This is a genomic window from Agrobacterium sp. CGMCC 11546 (genome assembly GCF_013365515.1).
GTDB lineage: Bacteria > Pseudomonadota > Alphaproteobacteria > Rhizobiales > Rhizobiaceae > Agrobacterium > Agrobacterium fabrum.
Genome location: NZ_CP047388.1, coordinates 265,374 through 283,754 on the forward strand (window position 1 = coordinate 265,374; position 18,381 = coordinate 283,754).

Sequence of the window (18,381 nt, forward strand, 5' to 3'; positions counted from 1 at the left end):
CGATCACCCCGCCAGAGGGGTCAATATTCCACGCCGAAACACAAACACGCCACGGTGTTCATCAATGAACGAGACCATCATTTGAAGGGCGGTCGAGCTCCACCATCGCGAAATATGCCGACGCCTTACCAGAATCTCTTTGGCCTGACGAAGCCTGCGGTTCTCCCGCCTCCAGAGCCTTCATCTTCTCGGCCACATCGCTTGGCAACCCTGCTCGTTTGCCGCTGTCGGCCTCGGTTTCTTCACCCATTCATGCAACGTGGCTGCCGAGCAACCGATCTTGGCCGCAATGGATGAAACGGCCGCCCACCGCAGCGGATGTTCCGCCTAGTGTTCTAACACCATGCGGATGGCGCGTTCGCGGACTTCTGGTGAAAACTTGTTCGTTGTCTTGCTCATAATGGCTCCACTCTCTCAGAAGTTGGAGCCTCCGGCAAATCCGGTGCGGTTCAGAGATCGTGTTCGGAAACTAGGGACCATTACAAAGGTCGAGAGCGAAGGGAAGCGTTTCCCTAGCCATAGTGTTCTCCTGATTGTGGGTTATGGAAAGAGGATCGCTTGATTTTAAGTTGCGGCTACTGCCATAGTCATGGAATCAATTGTGCCCAGCGAGGTGCATATGCTGGGGAAAGCTATATCATGAAATGTCAGGTATGCGGTGACGAGCACTTTGTGGAAAACAAAGTGATATGGGATGAACTGGTCGAGCAATGGGAGATATCGGATTTTGAGCGCGACTACATCGACAGGCAGCAGGGAACGGTCTGTACTGCATGTGGGTGCAACATCAGAAGTCAGGCTTTAGCAAAATCAATCTTAAGCTACTGGCACAGCGACGGAACGTTCTCAGAATTCATAAATGATCGGCAAGAACTGAATGTTTTGGAAATCAACGGCGCCGCGCAATTAACCCACTTTCTATCCTTGATGCCCAATCGCATTCTCGCAAATTACCCTGAGGTGGACATGTGCGCGCTCCCATATGAAGCTGACAGTTTTGATCTCGTCGTCCATTCTGACACCCTTGAACACGTTCCAGATCCGGTGAAGGCATTGCAGGAGTGCCGTCGCGTTTTGAAAGAAGGTGGGCTTCTCGCTTACACGGTTCCCGTTATCGTAAACAGGATGACGCGAACCAGAGAAGGAATGCCCCCTAGCTATCATGGCCTTCCGGGTGATAACGCCACGGATTACATCGTCATTTCTGAATATGGAGCGGACATGTGGAAGCAAATGATAGAGGCCGGGTTCAATAACGTGAATATCACGACGTTTGACTATCCCGCTGGCATAGCTGTCAGCGCTTCAAAAGGTCGCACGCAATTTCCTCAGCCCGCAAAACCTGACCTGACGTTCCTTCAGCGAGTTTTTGGTAGGTCAGCGTAGCTACCGAGCCGTGTCCGTCGTTATGGTACTCCCTTAATGGCTGAAAATAGGGCCACTCGATTAGGCCGGCCAAGCAATAAGTGCGATTTCCGTCCGGCACTGCTCGACAGTCGACGGGATCGTTGACCGGCCTGAAATTTGTCGAACTCACCCTAAGCGTAGAGCCAGGCGTTATAGCGCCAAGCAATGAAGGCCTTGGCCTGACGTACCCCCGTAAAATTAGGCCATTCGGATTTTGAATTTTTCATTTCGAATCGATACCTTGAGCGATTTCTGGTGCCCGGTGGCTCCGAGTCTTGCGCACAGGGGACGGGTGATTGATTTGCACTGGATTGCCGAGTCGTCATCCGTTTCCCATCAAGAAGTACTTTTATGTCAGCCTACATTTCTGACATCAATTTGGCGTGCTCTAGCCCCGGGGCAACGGATTTGGGGAGATGATTGAACTTCATCGCACTCGACCTTCAGCATCCTAATTATGACTACAACATCGGTCAGCCAAGCTCAAAATGTTGACAGTGATAAGCCTTCCACGTATTTGCAGCTCTAACGACGTAATCATTGTGGAGCAACGCGATAATTCTTGGATCCGAATGAGTGGCTGGCGATAGGGTCACAGCAACTGAGATGACAAGAAACACTCGATTGAGCCGAGCCGTTCTGATAGATTTACCCCGGCGAACCGCGTGTGCACCCAAAACTGAATAGGATGTTTCCTTGATCGGATCGTTTTTGTCGCCAAACGACAAGAAGTTGTTGACGCGACTTTTCAAAGAGAATTTCAAAAAACATGTTGGTTGGTATTCTGCGGCGATAGCTGCAATGGTCGTTGTTGCCGCCACGACATCTCTCAGCGCGTGGATCATGCGCGACATCGTCAACAGTGTCTATTTGAAGCAAGGTTTCGACGTCGTCCTTGAGATTGCCTTCGCGGTTGCGGCAATCTTTATCGTCAAAGGCCTCGCGACGTTCGTACAGAGCTACTACCTGAGTAAGGCGGGAAATAGCATCGTTGCTGAACAGCAGCGCAAGATTTACGATCGCCTTCTTAAACAGGGCGTTTCATTCTTCCAGAATCTGCCATCATCAGAGCTTCTCGTACGTGTAACCTACAATGCGCAGGCTGCGCGAAGCGTGATAGATACGGTTGTAACATCGTTTGTTCGAGATCTTTTTTCCCTTCTCGGCCTGATCATCGTGATGTTCGCCCAGAATTTCCTTCTGAGCGCGATTTCTATGATTATCGGCCCTCTCGCGATTTTCAGCGTCCGCCTCGTTCTGCGTCGTGTGCGAAAGATCATGGAGGCAGAACTTGCCTCCCTAGGTGAGATCGTCAACGTCGTGCAGGAAACCAGCATTGGCGTTCGCGTCATCAAGGCTTTCTCTCTCGAAAACCTGATGCGCCAGCGCATGAACAAGGCGGTATCTGATGTCGAGCACCGTTCCAATGGCATTGCAAAGCTCGAAGCGGCGACCAGTCCGATCATGGAGACGTTATCCGGCTTAGCCATCGCCGTCGTCATCGCCGTTTCCGGCTACACCGTGCTCGAAAAAGGCGGGTCACCCGGTGATCTGATGGCCTTCATCACGGCGCTGCTGCTTGCTTATGAGCCTGCGAAACGTCTTGCGCGCATGCGCGTACAGATCGAAGGCGGGATGATCGGTGTTCGCATGATGTTTGAGGTGCTGGACGCACCGTTGACGCTGACAGAAAAGAAGGATGCCCAGCCGCTTCCCAAAGCGAGCGGCGATGTCGAGCTGAAGAACGTCAGCTTCGAATATGTGTCAGGCCAGCCGGTTCTGAAGGACGTCAGCGTCCTCTTCGAAGGCGGCAAGATGACAGCCTTGGTGGGCCCTTCCGGCAGTGGCAAATCCACCATCATCAATCTCATGATGCGCCTCTACGATCCGCAAAACGGTTCCGTTGAAATCAACGGAATGGATCTGCGAGACGTTTCTTTCTCCAGCCTGCGTGAACATGTTTCTTATGTCGGCCAGGAAACCTTCCTGTTTTCCGGTACAGTCAAGCACAATATTTCTGTTGGCCGCGACAATGCGACCGACGAGGAAATCATTGCCGCCGCGAAGGCCGCCAATGCGCATGATTTCATCATGAAGATGCAGAATGGGTACGACACGAAGCTCGGCGAGAACGGTTCGGGCCTGTCAGGCGGCCAACGTCAGCGTGTCGCCATTGCGCGCGCGATGCTGAGAGATGCGGATATTCTGATCCTCGATGAAGCAACGAGTGCGCTCGATTCGGAATCCGAATCGCTGGTGCGCGATGCGCTGGAGCGTCTGACCCTTAACAAGACCTCTATCGTCATTGCCCACCGTCTCTCCACCATCAATCGTGCCGACAAAATTGTCGTGATGGATAATGGCGAAGTTGTCGAAGAGGGCAGCCGCCGCGAACTGTTGGCCGGTGACGGTCTTTACAAGCGCCTTCACAGCATCCAGTTCGACGCGGACGTCGCCTGATCAACGAATAAATTCGGGTGGCAAAGCCGCCCGAATTGCTTCCCTGAAAAGAGGAAACGATCTGGAAGCATTTTTGCTACCATGCGTTTTTCAAATCGCGCGCTTGCCTCGTCGAAAGCGGCACAGTTTCGAACACGGTGACACTGATTGGTCGACTGCATTCTTTTCTTGATGACAAGAGGTAGCAATTGTTCCGCTACCCCGCTCCAGCCTCACCCACAGCAAAGTCGGAACCCAACTCGGCATTGATGGCCTTGGCAGACAGCGGCAAATCGTGACAGCATTTGGCGCATGAGATCATCAGGAGACATGAGCGGAATGACGGCGATCGAAAAACTGGCGGAGCGTTTTGCAAAGGCAAGTCGGGAAGGTGCGAGAATTCCTCTGGCGAAGCTGGAATCGGAAGGCCTCATTCCCGGCACGCTGGCGGAGGCGATGGCGGCACAGCAGCGCTTTGCCGGATATTGGGGAAAACCGGTTGCCGGCTGGAAGCTGGCGATCCGCCCGGATGGCGAGGCCGTTGGGGCGCCCATGTTTGATTGCTGCGAGGTCAATGAAGCCAATGTCGCTTCTTTTTCCCTTCATGGCACGGAAGGCATCGAAGTCGAAATCTGTTTTACGCTTTCCGCCGATATCCCCGCTGCAACCCAAGGGCCGCTGACCAGAGCCGATCTGATGCGCTACATCGATGAGGTTCATCTGGGCGTCGAACTTCTCCGCTACCGGCTGGCGGAGAAAAATCAGGTGCCATTTCCGCTTTTTCTCGCGGATCGCCTTGCCAACCACGGCTTTGCCATCGGCCCGCAGGTGGATGAGAGCATAGTAGAGGTTTTTGCCGGAAATAGTGATGCCCTGCCGCAGCTGGTTGTCACAGAGGGATCAGTGGAACTCTTTAATGCCACGGTGAAACACCCGAATGTCGACCCGCTTGCGCCACTATTGGCCTTTGCCAATGGGGCACTCAACACGGGTGACATACTGAAGGCAGGCAATGTGGTGACAACTGGCAGCCTCTGCGGGGCGCTTCCGGGCACACTGTCCGTCGATACCCACATCAGGCTGGAATCGGTCGGTGCTTTCACGCTGTCGGGTCCGAAAGAATAAGCCTCCCGCCTATCGGGTGAACGATCCCGTTCCCCAACGACCAGTAATGACACGGAAAACAGGCACCGCCTTTAACCGGTGCCTGTTTTGCGATGCGTCATTTCACCCGCCCATGTTCCCCGAGAAAATCGAGCAATGCCCGGATGCGTGAGGGCAGCGGTCCCCGCTGGCCGACATAGACGGCATGAAAGGTCTCCGTTTCGCCGGTATCGAGATGATCGAGAACGGAAACCAGTCGGCCGGCGGCGATATCCTCCCGAACGGTGAAAGCCGCCAGGCGCACTAACCCGACACCGGCAAGCGCCAGACGACGAAGGCCCTCGCCATCGCTGACCTGCACACGTCCGGTCGCGGGAATGACGACGGTCTTGCCATCGTCCCGCAAAGGCCAGCCATCGATCGACCGGGCGTAACCCAGTGCAAGGCAATTATGCCCTTCGAGATCGGCGATGGTTTGCGGCACGCCGCAGCGCTCCAGATAATCCGGGGCGGCGGCGATGACCATGTGTGTCTCCCCGAGTTTTCGGGCGACCAGACTTGAACTTTTTAACGGCCCGGCGCGAACCGCCACATCCATGCGCTCTGCGAGAAGGTCAACCACCAGATCCGTCTGAACGATATCAAGCGTGATATCAGGATGAAGCGCCAGAAACCGTGGCAGGATGGGTGCAAGGATATGCGTTGCGTAAGAGGCGCTGGTGTTGATCCGCACACGGCCGATGGGCCGCTCGCCTTCACCGGCAGCCCGTTCGGCCTCTTCGAGATCGGCGAGAATACGGGTGGCCCTTTCGTAGAAAGCGCAGCCCTCCGGCGTTATCTGAAGCTGCCGGGTGGACCGGTTGAGCAGACGCGCCCCCAGCCGGCTTTCCAGCCGGGCGATGAGCTTGCTCACCGCCGAAGGCGTCATATTCGCCGCCGCCGCCGCGCGTGAAAAGCCGCCGAGTTCGACAACCCGCACGAAGATTTCCATCTCCCCTGCCCGGTTGATTTCCAGTCGCGCCATGATGACTTCATCTCACAAGTGATAGTATTTTCGGCATTCTATTTCATGCAAACGCGAACGTCTATCTTCAGGGTCATCGCAACCACCACGGTATGGACCGGCGCAACGCGGCCACACGCCGGGCGTGACACCATCCCGAAGCAAGAAAGCACTGCCCCATGGAATACCGCTATCTCGGCAAATCCGGTCTCAAAGTGCCGGCCTTAAGTTTCGGCACGGGAACCTTTGGCGGTTCCGGCCCACTGTTCAGCAACTGGGGCACCTCGGATGCTACGGAGGCCCGTCGCCTTGTCGATATCTGCCTCGAAGCCGGTGTCAACCTGTTTGACACGGCCGATGTTTATTCCAACGGCGCGTCGGAAGAGGTGCTCGGAGAAGCCGTCAGGGGGCGGCGCGACAGCGTTCTGATCTCGACCAAGACCGGCCTGCCGATGGGTGATGGGCCAAACGACGCCGGCTCATCCCGTTTCCGGCTGGTGCGTGCGGTGGAAGATGCGCTGCGGCGGCTGCAGACAGATTACATCGATATTCTCCAGCTGCATGCCTTCGATGCCTTCACGCCGGTGGAAGAGGTATTGTCAACGCTCGATACGCTCGTCCAGTCCGGTAAGGTGCGCTATACCGGCGTGTCGAACTTTTCCGGCTGGCAGGTCATGAAATCGCTGGCGGCCGCAGATCGGCATGGCTGGTCGCGTTATGTGGTCAACCAGGTCTATTATTCGCTTATCGGCCGCGATTACGAATGGGATCTGATGCCGCTTGGGGCCGATCAGGGTCTGGGCGCCATGGTCTGGAGCCCGCTTGGCTGGGGACGCCTGACCGGGAAGATCCGCCTCGGCACACCGCTGCCCGAGGGCAGTCGCCTGCATGAGACCGCAAGCTTCGGCCCGCCGGTGGATGAAGAGTATCTCTACCGCGTGATCGATACACTGGACGCCGTGGCGGAAGAAACCAGCAGGACCGTGCCGCAGGTTGCGCTCAACTGGCTACTCAGGCGCCCCACGGTTTCCACAGTCATTATCGGCGCGCGCAACGAGGAACAGCTTCGCCAGAACCTCGGTGCCGTGGGTTGGGAACTGACACCAGCGCAGGTGGCACGGCTGGACGAAGCGAGCGAGACGACGGCACCTTATCCGCATTTCCCATATCAGCGACAAGCGGGCTTTGCCCGGCTTAATCCACCGGCCGTAACTATGCCGTTCTAAGGCTGGGTCGGGCCGCCTGAATTGCAGGCGGCCCGACAGATATGAGCTTCAGGCGGCTTTATTTCCGGGGCCTGCTTCTACCCGGCCCGAAAACCAGTTTGCCAGAATTGCGCCGGAAACATTATGCCAGACGCTGAAAATGGCGCTGGGAACGGCAGCGAGCGGCGAGAAATAGGCGGTGGCAAGGGCAGCGCCGAGGCCTGAATTCTGCATGCCCACCTCGATGGCTATGGCCTTGCGTTTGGCAAGGGACAGGCCCATCGCCTTTGCCGCGAGATAACCCAGCAGGTAACCAAGGCCGTTATGCAGCACCACCACGGCAAAAATCATCAGGCCCGATTGTGCGATTGCCGCCTTTGACCCGCCCACAACGGCGGAGACAATCAGAACGATGCCGATAACACTAACCAGGGGCAGAGCGGGGACAGCCGCTTTGACGATACCGGGCACAAGCTTCTGCAGGGCAGCACCAAGTGCAAGGGGAATCAAAACAACCTTGACGATGCTCAGGAACATGGCCCAGCCATCAACGGGCAGGAACTGGCTTGCGAAGAGCCAGACGAGGAAAGGCGTCACAAGCGGCGCAGCCAGCGTCGTAACGGAGGTGCAGGCAACGGACAAAGCCACATCGCCCTTGGAGAGGTATGTCATGACATTAGACGACGTTCCTCCCGGGCAGCAGCCGACAAGAATGACGCCGGCGGCGACCTCCGGTGGCATCGGAATAATGCGGGTGAGGAGGACAGCCAGGAGCGGCATGATCAGAAATTGTCCAAGCACGCCGATCGTTACGTCGAAAGGTCGTTTAACGACTTCTCGGAAATCATCCACCGAAAGTGTCAGCCCCATGCCGAACATGATGATCGATAGAAGCGTAACAATCCAGGGCGCAATCTGCTTGAAGGTCTCTGGAAAGAAAAAACCGAGCACGGCAAACAGGATGACCCAAATGGCAAAGGTCTTGCCTACGAATGCCGAGAGACTCGCCAGCGTTTTCATATTCTACTCCCACAATGAACACGAAACCCCGTCTAGACTTCAAGTGTGCCGTGTCAAGGTCACTCCGGCGACAAAGGGTCAGAACCGGTACGTCAAGCCAAGGACCGGTCCGCTCAGCCGGGAATCGAAAACATAACCATCGTGTGAATAATCGACGTCGAGCACCTTGTAGCCTGCAGAGACCGACAATGTGTCCGTGAAGATGTAGTTCACCGTCGCGAGCGCTGACCAGGTGAGATCGGACCCCGCACCGAAACCGCCAATATCGACCTGCCCCTGAACGGACAGCTTACCCGTGAGACCGAAAAAGGCCCGCGCGCCGATGACGGGGTCAACCCAGCCGAAACTCTCCCTATGGGTGGCGGAAACGCTGCCGATCAAGGGATGGCTGGCAATGACTGCGACGTCGTTGGAAATGTGCGAGAAGCGCGCGCCAGCAAGCGCGTCGAGAGAAAACCCGTCTGCATCGATGATACGGTACCCCGCCTGCAGCGTCGCCATGAATTCCTGCGTATCGACATTCGCATCGATAGCAGCACCGGCCGGCAAGGTTGGCAAACCCGGAATTTGCAGCGCGGGCAGCGGACCGGCTGCCTTGCTGTCGGTGGTATCGACATACATCATATCGCCGGAAAGGACGAAGCGGTCGTAACGGCCCCAGATATTGAGAAACCCACCGAAATTGAGATCGTCCATGACGTCGGAAAAGGATTTTTCCACATGAAGGGTCGGTGCACGCTGGAACGGCGATACGTTGCCGTTCAAACCCGTCGCCCACAAATATCCCGTGGCCTGGAATGCCCAGTCGGGACCATTAACTCCTGCGGGCGTGGCAGCAACTTGATCTGCGCCTGCGGCCGAGGTTGCGGAAAAAGCCATAACGGCCGCAAAAGCTGAGAATTTTAGCAATAGCTTCTCTCCGGTGGATCGTTGAAGCTAAACCTATTTGACTCCCCTCAACAAGTCCGATTTTCTATCATACGCTGTATCTTACGCCGCGAGCACCGGAGGCTTTCCATGCGCCCGAAGACCCTGCCGTTTTATTCCGCCTGCACTGCTGCGATCTTTTCCATCGCGACGCTCACCACATCGGCTGCCGAGGCCTGCACGCGTTTCGTTTATATGGGTGAGAATAACCAGGTCATGACGGCAAGGTCCATGGACTGGAAGACGGATGTGGGAACCAATCTCTGGGTCTTTCCCCGGGGCATGGAAAGGTCCGGCGAAGCCGGGCCCAACTCCGTCAAATGGACATCGAAATATGGCAGCGTCATCGCATCGGGTTATGATGTTTCCACGACTGATGGCATGAACGAGGCGGGCCTTGCGGCCAATGTCCTCTGGCTGGTCGAGTCGAGCTATCCCGATTATGACGGAAAGTCGCCCGGTCTATCCATCGCCGCGTGGGCGCAATATGTGCTCGACAATTTCGCGACGGTGGAAGAGGCCGTCCGCGTCCTTGAGAAAAACCCGTTCACCATCGTGACCGACAGCGTGCCGGGCGAAGAGCGCCTGGCAACCTTGCATCTCTCGCTTTCCGATGCGAGTGGCGATAGCGCGATCGTCGAATATATCGATGGCAAGCAGGTCATCCATCATGGGCGTCAGTACCAGGTCATGACCAATTCACCGACCTTCGACGAGCAGCTGGCGCTGAACGCCTATTGGACCCAGATTGGCGGCACCGTGATGCTGCCAGGGACGAACCGCGCCTCCGATCGTTTCGTGCGTGCATCCTTTTACGCAAACGCCATTCCCAAAAGCGAAAATCCGGTCGAAGCCATCGCCAGCGTCTTCAGCGTCATCCGCAATGTTTCGGTTCCCTACGGCATCACCACGCCGGACCAGCCGAATATTTCCTCTACCCGATGGCGCACGGTCATAGACCACAAACGCAAGCTCTATTTCTTTGAATCCGCACTGACGCCGAATGTCTTCTGGATTGACATGACAAAACTCGACCTTTCGAAAGAGACCGGTACGGTGAAGAAACTCGACCTGGGCGCCAATCAGATCCACATCTATTCAGGCATGGCGAATGAGAGCCTGAAGGACACCAAGCCTTTCAAGTTTCTCGGGCTTTGAGGGCGCAAATCGTGCAGTAAGGCAGGGAGCAGTTGGCGAGGTCCACCATTCCTTGCCTTCCCTCGAACATCATGAACCTGAAGAGCATCACGAGAAGCGGTAGTGCAATCGAACACAGCCCTTTTCGATTACCGTTGCGCTGACGAGAGTGGGACTGGCCCGATGGCCGGTGAGAGGAAAAAGAGGTTCGCCTGAGCCGAGAATTTCCGGGATGACGTAAATCTCGATTTCATCCAGTGCACCGCGCTCCAGAAAGGCCATTTGCAGCTTTCCGCCGCCCATCATCCAGACATCGCCGTCATCGAGAGAGCGCAACTCCTCGATCAACGACGCTACATCGCTGCGCACCTCCAGAGCTCCCTTGGGCGCCTCGATCGGCCGCGACGTGACGACGATGACGCGCTGATCTCCATAAGCCCAGGGCGACGGTTCACTGGCGATGAAATCATAGGTCGCCCGCCCCATGACGACGGTTCGAATTCCCTTCAGGAAAAGCCGGTAATCGTGTTCGCCGAGGTCCATGTCATCATATTTGAAGAGCCAGTCGAGAGAGCCGTCTCCAGAAACGATCCGCCCGTCCAGGCTCGCCGCGATATATCCGCGAATGGCCGCCATATTATCCTCCTTGATTTATAAATGAATATACGTTTATATATAAGTCATGCCAAGACACAAGTCGATTTCAGATGATCAGGTGCTGGATGCCCTGCTGCCCCTCATGCTGCAGACAGGCCCCGACGGGCTGACTTTTGCCGCAGCCGCAAAGGCCTGCGGCCTATCTGCGGCAACCCTGGTGCAGCGTTACGGCAAGCGCGAAGACCTTGTCGAAACCGTGCTTTTGCGCGCCTGGGACAGGCTGCAGGCGGAAACGGAAACGGCCGATGAGGAGGAGCCATTAACGCCGCAGGGGGCCATATCCCTTCTCATGCGCCTCATGTCGCCTCAATCCGCAGAGCAGAACGCCAGTGACGGGCTGCTGCTGCTCAGGGAAGATATTCGCAATCCGAAGCTGCGGGCAAGAGGAGCCCTCTGGGGACACACCCTCGCCCACGCGCTTGGCCGCCGTCTTGCCAGCGACAAGGAGAGAGCGGAGCGGCTCGGGTGGCAGATGGCCGCCGCGTGGCAAGGCGCACATACGTGGTGGGCGTTCGTCCGCGGGGAAGATGCGGAGTCTGCAATTCGCAGGGCACTCGAAGAATGGGTCGCCGCGGTGAACGTCGACGAGCGATAATCTGCGCCATCGTGGCGCATATTTCATAAGCCCGCCAGCTCGTGGATTTATCCCCCAAAAAACCGCTTGACCTCAACCGTGATTGAGGTTCTAGTAGTGTTGTCACCTTGTTTTCGCAAGGCTTTTTCCATGCTCTTGAGCAAACAGTGACAAAGGAATACCCCATGGCTTTCCAGCTTCCAGACCTCCCCTATGCCCATGATGCGCTCGCCCCTTCGGGCATGTCCGAGGAGACGCTGAAGTTCCATCACGATCTCCACCACAAGGCCTATGTCGATAATCTCAACAAGGCGATCACGGGTACCGAATGGGAAAAAAGCAGCCTCGAGGACATCGTCCGCGGCACCTATGAAAAAGGTGCGGTCGCGCAGTCCGGCATATTCAACAATGCCTCCCAGCACTGGAACCACAATCTCTTCTGGGAGATCATGGGGCCACAAAACCACGCGATCCCTAGCCCGCTGGAAGATGCGTTGACGCAGTCTTTCGGCTCGGTGGCGCTGTTCAAGCAGAATTTCGCCCTCGCCGGCGCCTCGCAGTTCGGTTCGGGCTGGGCATGGCTGGTGGTGGATACCGATGGCACACTGAAGATCACCCGCACGGAAAACGGCGTCAACCCGCTGTGCTTCGGCCAGAAGGCGCTTCTCGGCTGCGATGTGTGGGAACACAGCTATTACATCGATTTCCGCAACAAGCGTCCGGCCTATGTGGAGAACTTCCTCGACAATCTGGTGAACTGGCAGGCAGTGGCCGCCCGCCTCTGATTTGAGCCCCACCGACCCGGCCGGTCCCGCTGCCCTTGGCCGCCGGCCGGGTCGGGCGCAGCCGGACAGCCGCTGTCCGGCTGCAACTCCTTTCGAGCATCCCCATGCCCTTTGTCGTCACCGAAAACTGCATCGCCTGCAAATACATGGACTGCGTGGAAGTCTGCCCGGTCGAGTGCTTTTATGAAGGCGAGAACATGCTCGTCATTCATCCCGATCAATGTATCGACTGCGGCATCTGCGAGCGCGAATGTCCGGCTGCAGCGATCAGGCCGGATACCGAGGCCGGGCTGCATATCTGGCTCGACCTCAACCGCCACTATTCGGGCATCTGGCCGCGCGTGCACCAGAAAAGAACGCCGCCTGACAATGCCGATACCATGAACGGTGCTGCGGCCAAGTTTTCCATTTTTTCGAAGAACCCGGGAGCGGGCGGTTAGCCCGGCGCTGCATGTCTCATAATCTCAGGCTGATCGATGGCGGTGTGGTCAATCACGCGCACATTCCGCTGAAAACCTCCACCTCTCCGACGATCTCGCCGCGTGAATTCAAGGACGCCATGGCGGGCCTCGCTTTCACGGTGGCCGTGGCCACGGCCTCCCATGCGGGCGAGCGGATCGGACGTACGATCACATCCTTCATGCCGCTCAGCGCCGAACCGCCGCTTCTGATGATCTCCATCGATGCCAGCAGCCGCATGGTCGATCTTATCGCCGCAAGCCGGCGATTTTCCGTCGCGGCCCTGTCCAGAGGGCAGGAGGAGATCGCCGACGTGTTTGCCGGAAAAGGAAACCTGCCGGACCGGTTTGCCGTCGGCCGCTGGGATGTGTGGCCCTCCGGAAGTCCAAGGCTTACCGAGGCAATGCTCTCCTTGGATTGCGAACTCGTCGGCTCCATCGATGCCGCCGACCACATCCTCTTCGTCGGCGCCATCGTTGAAGCGACGTCCGATCCGTTGCGCGAAGTCCTGCTCTGGAGTGAACGCAACTATAAAGGCGCGGAGGCAAGTCGTTAGCTCAACTAGAGATTTTCTCTCCGACGATCTCAGATCCGCAGCGTCTTTTTTTCGCGTTCAAAGGGCGGGCCGGACATTTCGAACGGCGGCAATAGCTGACTACCCGCACCGGCAGTCAGCTAAGATATTTTCGCGGCAGTCGCTTCGGAAGACCAACAGCGTCGAAATACCTGTCTGCACCGACCTCTCTTCACCGTGCCTTCAGGCATACCACCGTCCTGTCATCGCTGAATTCGCTCGATGTTGACCCCTTCACCGACGGGTACTCGTTGAGCTTGTGAAAATCCGCCCCTTCAACGCGGGCGAATTCGGCTTCCCAGTCAACGACGTCGATCCCGGTGGGCAGTGAGAGATAGCCGTCAGTAAAGATTTCCAGGCTGTTGACCGTGTCCTTGGCGAGCGACAGGTCAACCGTCCCCTCCTCCATCACTATCCCGCCATTGATCGAGGCGTATCCCAATACATGGCCTTGCCTGTTTGCATAATGTGGCTGAACACGAATGCCGCCCATCAGAAACTCTTCGACGGCTTCGATCTCGTTTTGAAGGCCACTTGCGGCCGCGGCTGTTATGACCACTTTTTCCGCGTCCGCCCCACTCATGATCCCGGCTTTGACCGCGGCTCGAAGGCCGGAAAATATTGTGGCGCGGGTTTTCGCCTCCGCTGCATCACCATCCCCAAGTAACGCGAATAGCTGTTTAAAGACGTGGATGCGCGCCGACGTGCTGACCCGATCGATGAGCTTGGAATGTTGCAGGAGCCTGTCTCCATTGATCCGAATACCTGAATCGCCAGCCAGAAGCAGCCGAAAGCTGTCACCCATATCGGCAACGATGGCGAGCGTGGTGGATGGTGGATGGCTGGCATTGATGCGTTCGGCTTCCTTTTTCAGGATATCGCTGATGGTCTGGAACAGCGCGGCCGCCTCGCAATTTTGCAAAATACCCTGGATGCTCATCTCCGCCACTGCATTTGCGGCGGCAAGGGCTGCGATGCGGCCGGAACTCAGCCCGCCATAATTCGCGCCGGTCGGGTCGGTCGCACCGTCGAAAACGGCGAGAACCCGTCCGGGAAGAAGAATTGCCACATCGTCCCCCGGCGTCGCGGCATTCTTGTATTTCGATTGCGAAAAGCTCGCGATATTCATCGTATTGTTTCCTTGCAGAGGGGAGCAGGCGGCGACACGCTGGTCGCCGCTGCTTTAGTCTTTCATGAGGGTTTCAAGCGGTCAGACGAAGGAGGCTTCCTTGTCTTCCGACAGACGGAAGACCACGAAGACGCAGACCCCGGTACTGACCAGAAGCAGGGTGGACAGCGCCGCCGCCGTGCCGAATTCCCCATCGATCACCTGAATATAGATCAGGACTGGCATGGTGATCGTTCGTGCAGTGTAGAGGATCAGCGTCGAGGATAGTTCGTTGATGGCGGTGATGAAGCTCATCAGCGAACCGATGATGAGGCCGGGCAGCATCAGCGGCACCGTCACCGACACGAACGTCTTTGCCGGCGAAGCGCCGAGATTGACCGCGGCCTCCTCAATGGACGGCTTGATCTGCCTAAGGATCGATGTCGTCGAGCGGACGCCATAGGGCAGCCGGCGGATAAACACCAGAAGGATGATGATGAGCGCCGTGCCGGTGATATCAAAGGGCGGATAACGGAACGTCGTGACATAACCGATCGCCATGACGACACCGGGAATGAGATAGGGCACCATCAACAGCAGATCCAGCGAACCGGAGACGGCATTGTCGCGTCGAACGACGATGAAGGACAGCAGGCCGGAGACGATGGCAATAAGCACGACGGCGGCCAGCGCAAACGTGAAACTGTTGGCAATCGCTTGCGGTGAATCCCGAAGAATGCGGGCATAACTGTCCAACCCGAAGCCCCCGGTGAAAACCGGGCCACTGGTCGCAAGAAACGAAGTGTAGATCACCGTGAGCGACGGCAGCATGGCGATGAACACCACCAGATAGCAGAAGCCGTGGACGATGAACGATTTCAGCGGGCGCAGGGACTGCTTGACCGGCCGGTTGGTCAGCGAACTGGCGTAACGGCGCTTGGCAAGAATGTGCCGCTGCAACAGAAGTGCCGCCATGGAAATCGCGATCATCACCATCGAAATCGTCACGGCCATGGTAGGCGTACCAGCCATTTCGGAGGTGTATTGCGCATAGGCGATGGTCGAAAGCGTTCGGATGCCCTTGCCGAGGATTGCAGGCGTTCCGAAGTCGGCGATGGACAACACGAAGCAGATGATCGCGCCGGTACTGACGGCCGGAAAGACCAGCGGCAGGGTGATCTTGCGGAAACGCTGGAACGCTGTGCAGCCGAGGTTTTCCGCCGCATCCTCATAGGACTTGTTGATGGTGTTCAGCGCATTTTCCGTCATTAGATAAATGTAGGGGAAGAACTTCAGGCTGAAGACCATCACGATGCCCGGGATCCCGTAGATCGTCGGCAGGGAAATGCCGGCGAAGGACAGGAGATTGGTGACAGCGCCATTGGCACCGAATAGCATGATCCAGGCATAGGCACCGATGAACGGCGGTGCGCACAGGACCAGTACCGCGAAGGTGGCAATGAAAGTGCGCCCCTTGATGCGATAGCGGGACGTACAAAAGGCAAGCGGAATGCCGAGAAGGCAGGCGCCTAGCATGCCCAGCACACCGATGAGAAGCGTATTCCAGAGTGCGACGGTATAAAACCGCCGTGTGAACACTTCCGCATAATTGCTTAAACCGAATGCACCGGTTTTGGCATCGAAGAAACTGATAAAGAACACGCTGAAAATCGGCAGGATCAGAAAGATCGCCAGCAGGATGACGGCGAACACCGTCACGCTTGTCCAGAAACCCGGCAGTCGCGGGCGGAAACCGCCGGTCGTTGCAGTCGCAGCCATATCCGTCATGACAGGCGCTCCCCGGTTACACCGTCACCGAACAATTGCGTATCGCCCGCAAACCAAGAGAAAGTCGTTTTCTGGTTTGGCTGAAGCGCGATGATCTCCGGCGATGGCTTGGTGATCGCCTCGATTTCCTCACCCGACGAGAGCACGGCAGCGACGTTCATCTCACGACCAGTGAAGCTGACCTGCCGTATGGTCACGGGCAGTTCGATGCGCTCATCACCATTGCCTATGGAAGGACCAACAGAAATCACCTCCGGGCGGATCGCAGCGACGATCTTCCGGTCCTTGGAAATCGCATCCGCCTGCGGCAGCGGCACCTTGAGGCCGGAAATGGATGTCTGCCCACCCGTGCGGTCGAGCGTCAGGAAATTGTTGGCTCCCACGAAGGACGCAACAAAGCGGTTGGCGGGATTGTTATAGACTTCCCACGGCGGTGCAGCCTGCTGAATGACGCCGCCATACATCACGCAAACCAGATCGGACATGGCAAGCGCCTCTTCCTGATCATGGGTGACATAAACGGTGGTGATGTTCATGGCCTGCTGGATTTCACGCAGTTCCCGCCGCAAATCGACCCGAAGTTTGGCGTCGAGGTTGGACAGTGGTTCGTCCATCAACAGGACTTTGGGGTTGATGACGAGTGCGCGCGCCAGACCCACACGCTGCTGCTGGCCGCCGGAGAGTTCGTGAGGCATACGCTTGGCATAGGGCGCAAGCTGCACGACATCAAGAATCTTGCCGACCCGTTCGCGGATCTCGGCTGAAGATGCCTTGCGCTGTTTCAGACCGAAGGCAATGTTGTCGAATACCGAAATATGCGGAAAGACCGCGTAATCCTGAAACACCATGCCGACATCGCGCTTGTGGGCAGGCACATGTTCGATCGCCTGTCTTTCGATGCTGATGCTGCCGCTGTCCTGCTGGTGAAACCCGGCAATCGTGCGCAGAAGCGTGGTCTTGCCACAACCGCTCGGTCCAAGAAGCGTGAAAAACGATCCTGATGGAATGGAGATATTGATGTCGGAGAGAGCAACGACATCCCGGTAACTTTTCTTGATGCTGGTAATTTCTACGGCGGCCATGTGCTGCTCCACGACATATCCTGCGCGGCACGTGACCACGGTGGACGGAACGAAAATGCTGATGTGAACGAGGCAAGCGGGGGACGGCTGCCTGACGCACCGCCCCCGGCGTTGATGTTACTGGACGTCGAGCAGGATCTCGTTCCACTTTTCCATCAGGCGGGAGCGGTTGTCCGCAGCCCACTTGAAGTCATATTTTGCATCCGGAACATCGGAGAGCGGCACGAGGGCCGCATTGGCCGGAACGTCGGTTCTGACGGAGCGACGACCGGCTTTCACCACGACTTCCTGCGCTTCCTTGGAAACGATGAAATCGATGAAGGCCTTGCCGTTTTCAGAATTGGGCCCGCCCTTGACGAGCGCCATGCCGTCAGGCGCGATTGCCGTGCCTTCTTTCGGATAAACGATCTCTACAGGGGCGCTGCCCAGCTTGTAGCGCAGCGCGGCGTCTTCGAGCGTAATGCCTACCGCCTGCTCGCCATCATTGACGAAACGCGGAACCGCGCCTGACGATGTGGACAGAACGGAGTTGCCGAGAATGCCGGTATAGACCTCCCAGCCCTTCTCCTCACTGTCGAAATCCTGCAAAACCGTTGCCATCTGGATATAGGCGGAGCCGGACTGATCGGCACGGGCCGAGGAAATCAGGCCCTTATATTCAGGCTTGGCAAGATCGGCCCAGGATGTCGGAACCGGCGCGCCTTTCAGAGCTTCCTTGTTGACGATGAAGGCCGTAACGACTGCGGTAAAGGGAACCCAGTTGGTGCTCGGCGAAAAGGCAGGGTTGATCGATGCTGCCTCGACAGGCTTGTAAGGTTCGAAGAGGTCGGCGGAAAAGTCGATGACAGTACCATCAACGCTCCAGATCACGTCGCCCGCCGCTTTGCCGGTTTCCGCCTTGATGCGGTTCATCAGCTCGCCGGACCCGGCTTTGACAAGCTCGACCTTGGTGCCGGTCTTCTTTTCAAACAGCGGTAACAACTCATCCATGAGCTGCTGCGGCGCTGCCGAATAGACCACGACGGTGCCTTCCGCGTGGGCGAAAGCCGCACTGGCAAGGAAGGTTGCGCCGGCAACAAGGCGCGCGAAAATAGTGCAAGATTGACGCATAA

Annotated in this window: 18 protein-coding genes and 1 pseudogene; 9 read left to right on the forward strand and 10 right to left on the reverse strand. The window is 57.1% G+C overall.

The window, feature by feature from the left end:
* Positions 1–42 precede the first annotated feature (42 nt).
* Positions 43–399, reverse strand: a pseudogene (locus GSF67_RS16045) (transposase); the annotation flags it as partial.
* A 240-nt stretch (positions 400–639) separates the two neighbouring features.
* On the opposite strand from GSF67_RS16045, the gene GSF67_RS16050 reads away from it, so the two are divergent.
* A complete protein-coding gene (locus GSF67_RS16050) occupies positions 640–1,386 on the forward strand; it encodes a class I SAM-dependent methyltransferase (protein ID WP_006316476.1) in 747 nt (248 codons plus the stop codon).
* 494 nt (positions 1,387–1,880) lie between these two features.
* On the opposite strand, the gene GSF67_RS26040 is transcribed toward GSF67_RS16050, so the two are convergent.
* Entirely contained in the window at positions 1,881–2,252 is a 372-nt protein-coding gene (locus tag GSF67_RS26040) for a hypothetical protein (RefSeq protein WP_244399940.1), read from the reverse strand.
* Here GSF67_RS26040 and GSF67_RS16055 point away from each other — a divergent pair.
* Both GSF67_RS16055 and GSF67_RS16060 read left to right on the forward strand, forming a co-directional pair.
* A complete protein-coding gene (locus GSF67_RS16055; protein WP_244399942.1) occupies positions 2,251–3,867 on the forward strand; it encodes an ABC transporter ATP-binding protein in 1,617 nt (538 codons plus the stop codon). The two genes, GSF67_RS26040 and GSF67_RS16055, sit on opposite strands and share 2 nt — an antisense overlap.
* A gap of 318 nt (positions 3,868–4,185) precedes the next feature.
* On the forward strand, positions 4,186–4,971 hold the full coding sequence (locus GSF67_RS16060; RefSeq protein WP_006316480.1) for a 2-keto-4-pentenoate hydratase: 786 nt from the start codon (positions 4,186–4,188) through the stop codon (positions 4,969–4,971).
* A gap of 97 nt (positions 4,972–5,068) precedes the next feature.
* Here the strand turns inward: GSF67_RS16060 and GSF67_RS16065 are convergent, their stop codons facing one another.
* Positions 5,069–5,974 carry a LysR family transcriptional regulator gene (locus tag GSF67_RS16065; protein WP_006316482.1) on the reverse strand — a complete coding sequence of 302 codons (906 nt, stop codon included), beginning with the start codon at positions 5,972–5,974 and terminating at the stop codon, positions 5,069–5,071.
* Positions 5,975–6,132: 158 nt separating this feature from the next.
* On the opposite strand from GSF67_RS16065, the gene GSF67_RS16070 reads away from it, so the two are divergent.
* Positions 6,133–7,179 carry an aldo/keto reductase gene (locus tag GSF67_RS16070; protein ID WP_006316484.1) on the forward strand — a complete coding sequence of 349 codons (1,047 nt, stop codon included), beginning with the start codon at positions 6,133–6,135 and terminating at the stop codon, positions 7,177–7,179.
* A 48-nt stretch (positions 7,180–7,227) separates the two neighbouring features.
* Here GSF67_RS16070 and GSF67_RS16075 read toward each other — a convergent pair whose 3' ends face one another.
* Together GSF67_RS16075 and GSF67_RS16080 are read right to left on the reverse strand one after the other, a co-directional pair.
* Complete coding sequence (locus GSF67_RS16075) at positions 7,228–8,178, reverse strand: bile acid:sodium symporter family protein (RefSeq protein ID WP_006316486.1); 951 nt, start codon at positions 8,176–8,178, stop codon at positions 7,228–7,230.
* A 78-nt stretch (positions 8,179–8,256) separates the two neighbouring features.
* Entirely contained in the window at positions 8,257–9,057 is an 801-nt protein-coding gene (locus tag GSF67_RS16080) for a hypothetical protein (protein ID WP_006316488.1), read from the reverse strand.
* A 138-nt stretch (positions 9,058–9,195) separates the two neighbouring features.
* Here GSF67_RS16080 and GSF67_RS16085 point away from each other — a divergent pair, with 138 nt between their 5' ends.
* Complete coding sequence (locus tag GSF67_RS16085; RefSeq protein ID WP_006316490.1) at positions 9,196–10,263, forward strand: linear amide C-N hydrolase; 1,068 nt, start codon at positions 9,196–9,198, stop codon at positions 10,261–10,263.
* An 87-nt stretch (positions 10,264–10,350) separates the two neighbouring features.
* On the opposite strand, the gene GSF67_RS16090 is transcribed toward GSF67_RS16085, so the two are convergent.
* On the reverse strand, positions 10,351–10,878 hold the full coding sequence (locus GSF67_RS16090; RefSeq protein WP_006316491.1) for a dihydrofolate reductase family protein: 528 nt from the start codon (positions 10,876–10,878) through the stop codon (positions 10,351–10,353).
* 46 nt (positions 10,879–10,924) lie between these two features.
* Between GSF67_RS16090 and GSF67_RS16095 the strand changes: the two genes are divergently transcribed.
* The 4 genes from GSF67_RS16095 to GSF67_RS16110 all read left to right on the forward strand — a co-directional run bounded on the left by GSF67_RS16095 (position 10,925) and on the right by GSF67_RS16110 (position 13,273).
* The gene (locus GSF67_RS16095) at positions 10,925–11,494 is read left to right on the forward strand and encodes a TetR/AcrR family transcriptional regulator (protein ID WP_006316492.1); all 570 of its coding nucleotides are present in this window, start codon (positions 10,925–10,927) and stop codon (positions 11,492–11,494) included.
* Positions 11,495–11,658: 164 nt separating this feature from the next.
* Positions 11,659–12,258, forward strand: a complete 600-nt coding sequence (locus GSF67_RS16100) for a superoxide dismutase (protein ID WP_006316493.1) — start codon at positions 11,659–11,661, stop codon at positions 12,256–12,258.
* A gap of 104 nt (positions 12,259–12,362) precedes the next feature.
* Complete coding sequence (gene fdxA, locus GSF67_RS16105) at positions 12,363–12,698, forward strand: ferredoxin FdxA (RefSeq protein WP_006316494.1); 336 nt, start codon at positions 12,363–12,365, stop codon at positions 12,696–12,698.
* A gap of 11 nt (positions 12,699–12,709) precedes the next feature.
* Positions 12,710–13,273 carry a flavin reductase family protein gene (locus GSF67_RS16110; RefSeq protein WP_006316495.1) on the forward strand — a complete coding sequence of 188 codons (564 nt, stop codon included), beginning with the start codon at positions 12,710–12,712 and terminating at the stop codon, positions 13,271–13,273.
* 190 nt (positions 13,274–13,463) lie between these two features.
* On the opposite strand, the gene GSF67_RS16115 is transcribed toward GSF67_RS16110, so the two are convergent.
* The 4 genes from GSF67_RS16115 to GSF67_RS16130 all read right to left on the reverse strand — a co-directional run bounded on the left by GSF67_RS16115 (position 13,464) and on the right by GSF67_RS16130 (position 18,379).
* Positions 13,464–14,420, reverse strand: a complete 957-nt coding sequence (locus tag GSF67_RS16115; protein WP_006316496.1) for a hypothetical protein — start codon at positions 14,418–14,420, stop codon at positions 13,464–13,466.
* Positions 14,421–14,501: 81 nt separating this feature from the next.
* Positions 14,502–16,187 carry an iron ABC transporter permease gene (locus GSF67_RS16120; RefSeq protein ID WP_006316497.1) on the reverse strand — a complete coding sequence of 562 codons (1,686 nt, stop codon included), beginning with the start codon at positions 16,185–16,187 and terminating at the stop codon, positions 14,502–14,504.
* A complete protein-coding gene (locus GSF67_RS16125; RefSeq protein WP_006316499.1) occupies positions 16,184–17,269 on the reverse strand; it encodes an ABC transporter ATP-binding protein in 1,086 nt (361 codons plus the stop codon). Before GSF67_RS16125 ends, GSF67_RS16120 begins: the two co-directional genes overlap by 4 nt.
* A 117-nt stretch (positions 17,270–17,386) precedes the next feature.
* Positions 17,387–18,379, reverse strand: coding sequence for an ABC transporter substrate-binding protein (locus GSF67_RS16130; RefSeq protein ID WP_006316500.1), 993 nt, complete (start codon positions 18,377–18,379; stop codon positions 17,387–17,389).
* Positions 18,380–18,381: the final 2 nt, after the last annotated feature.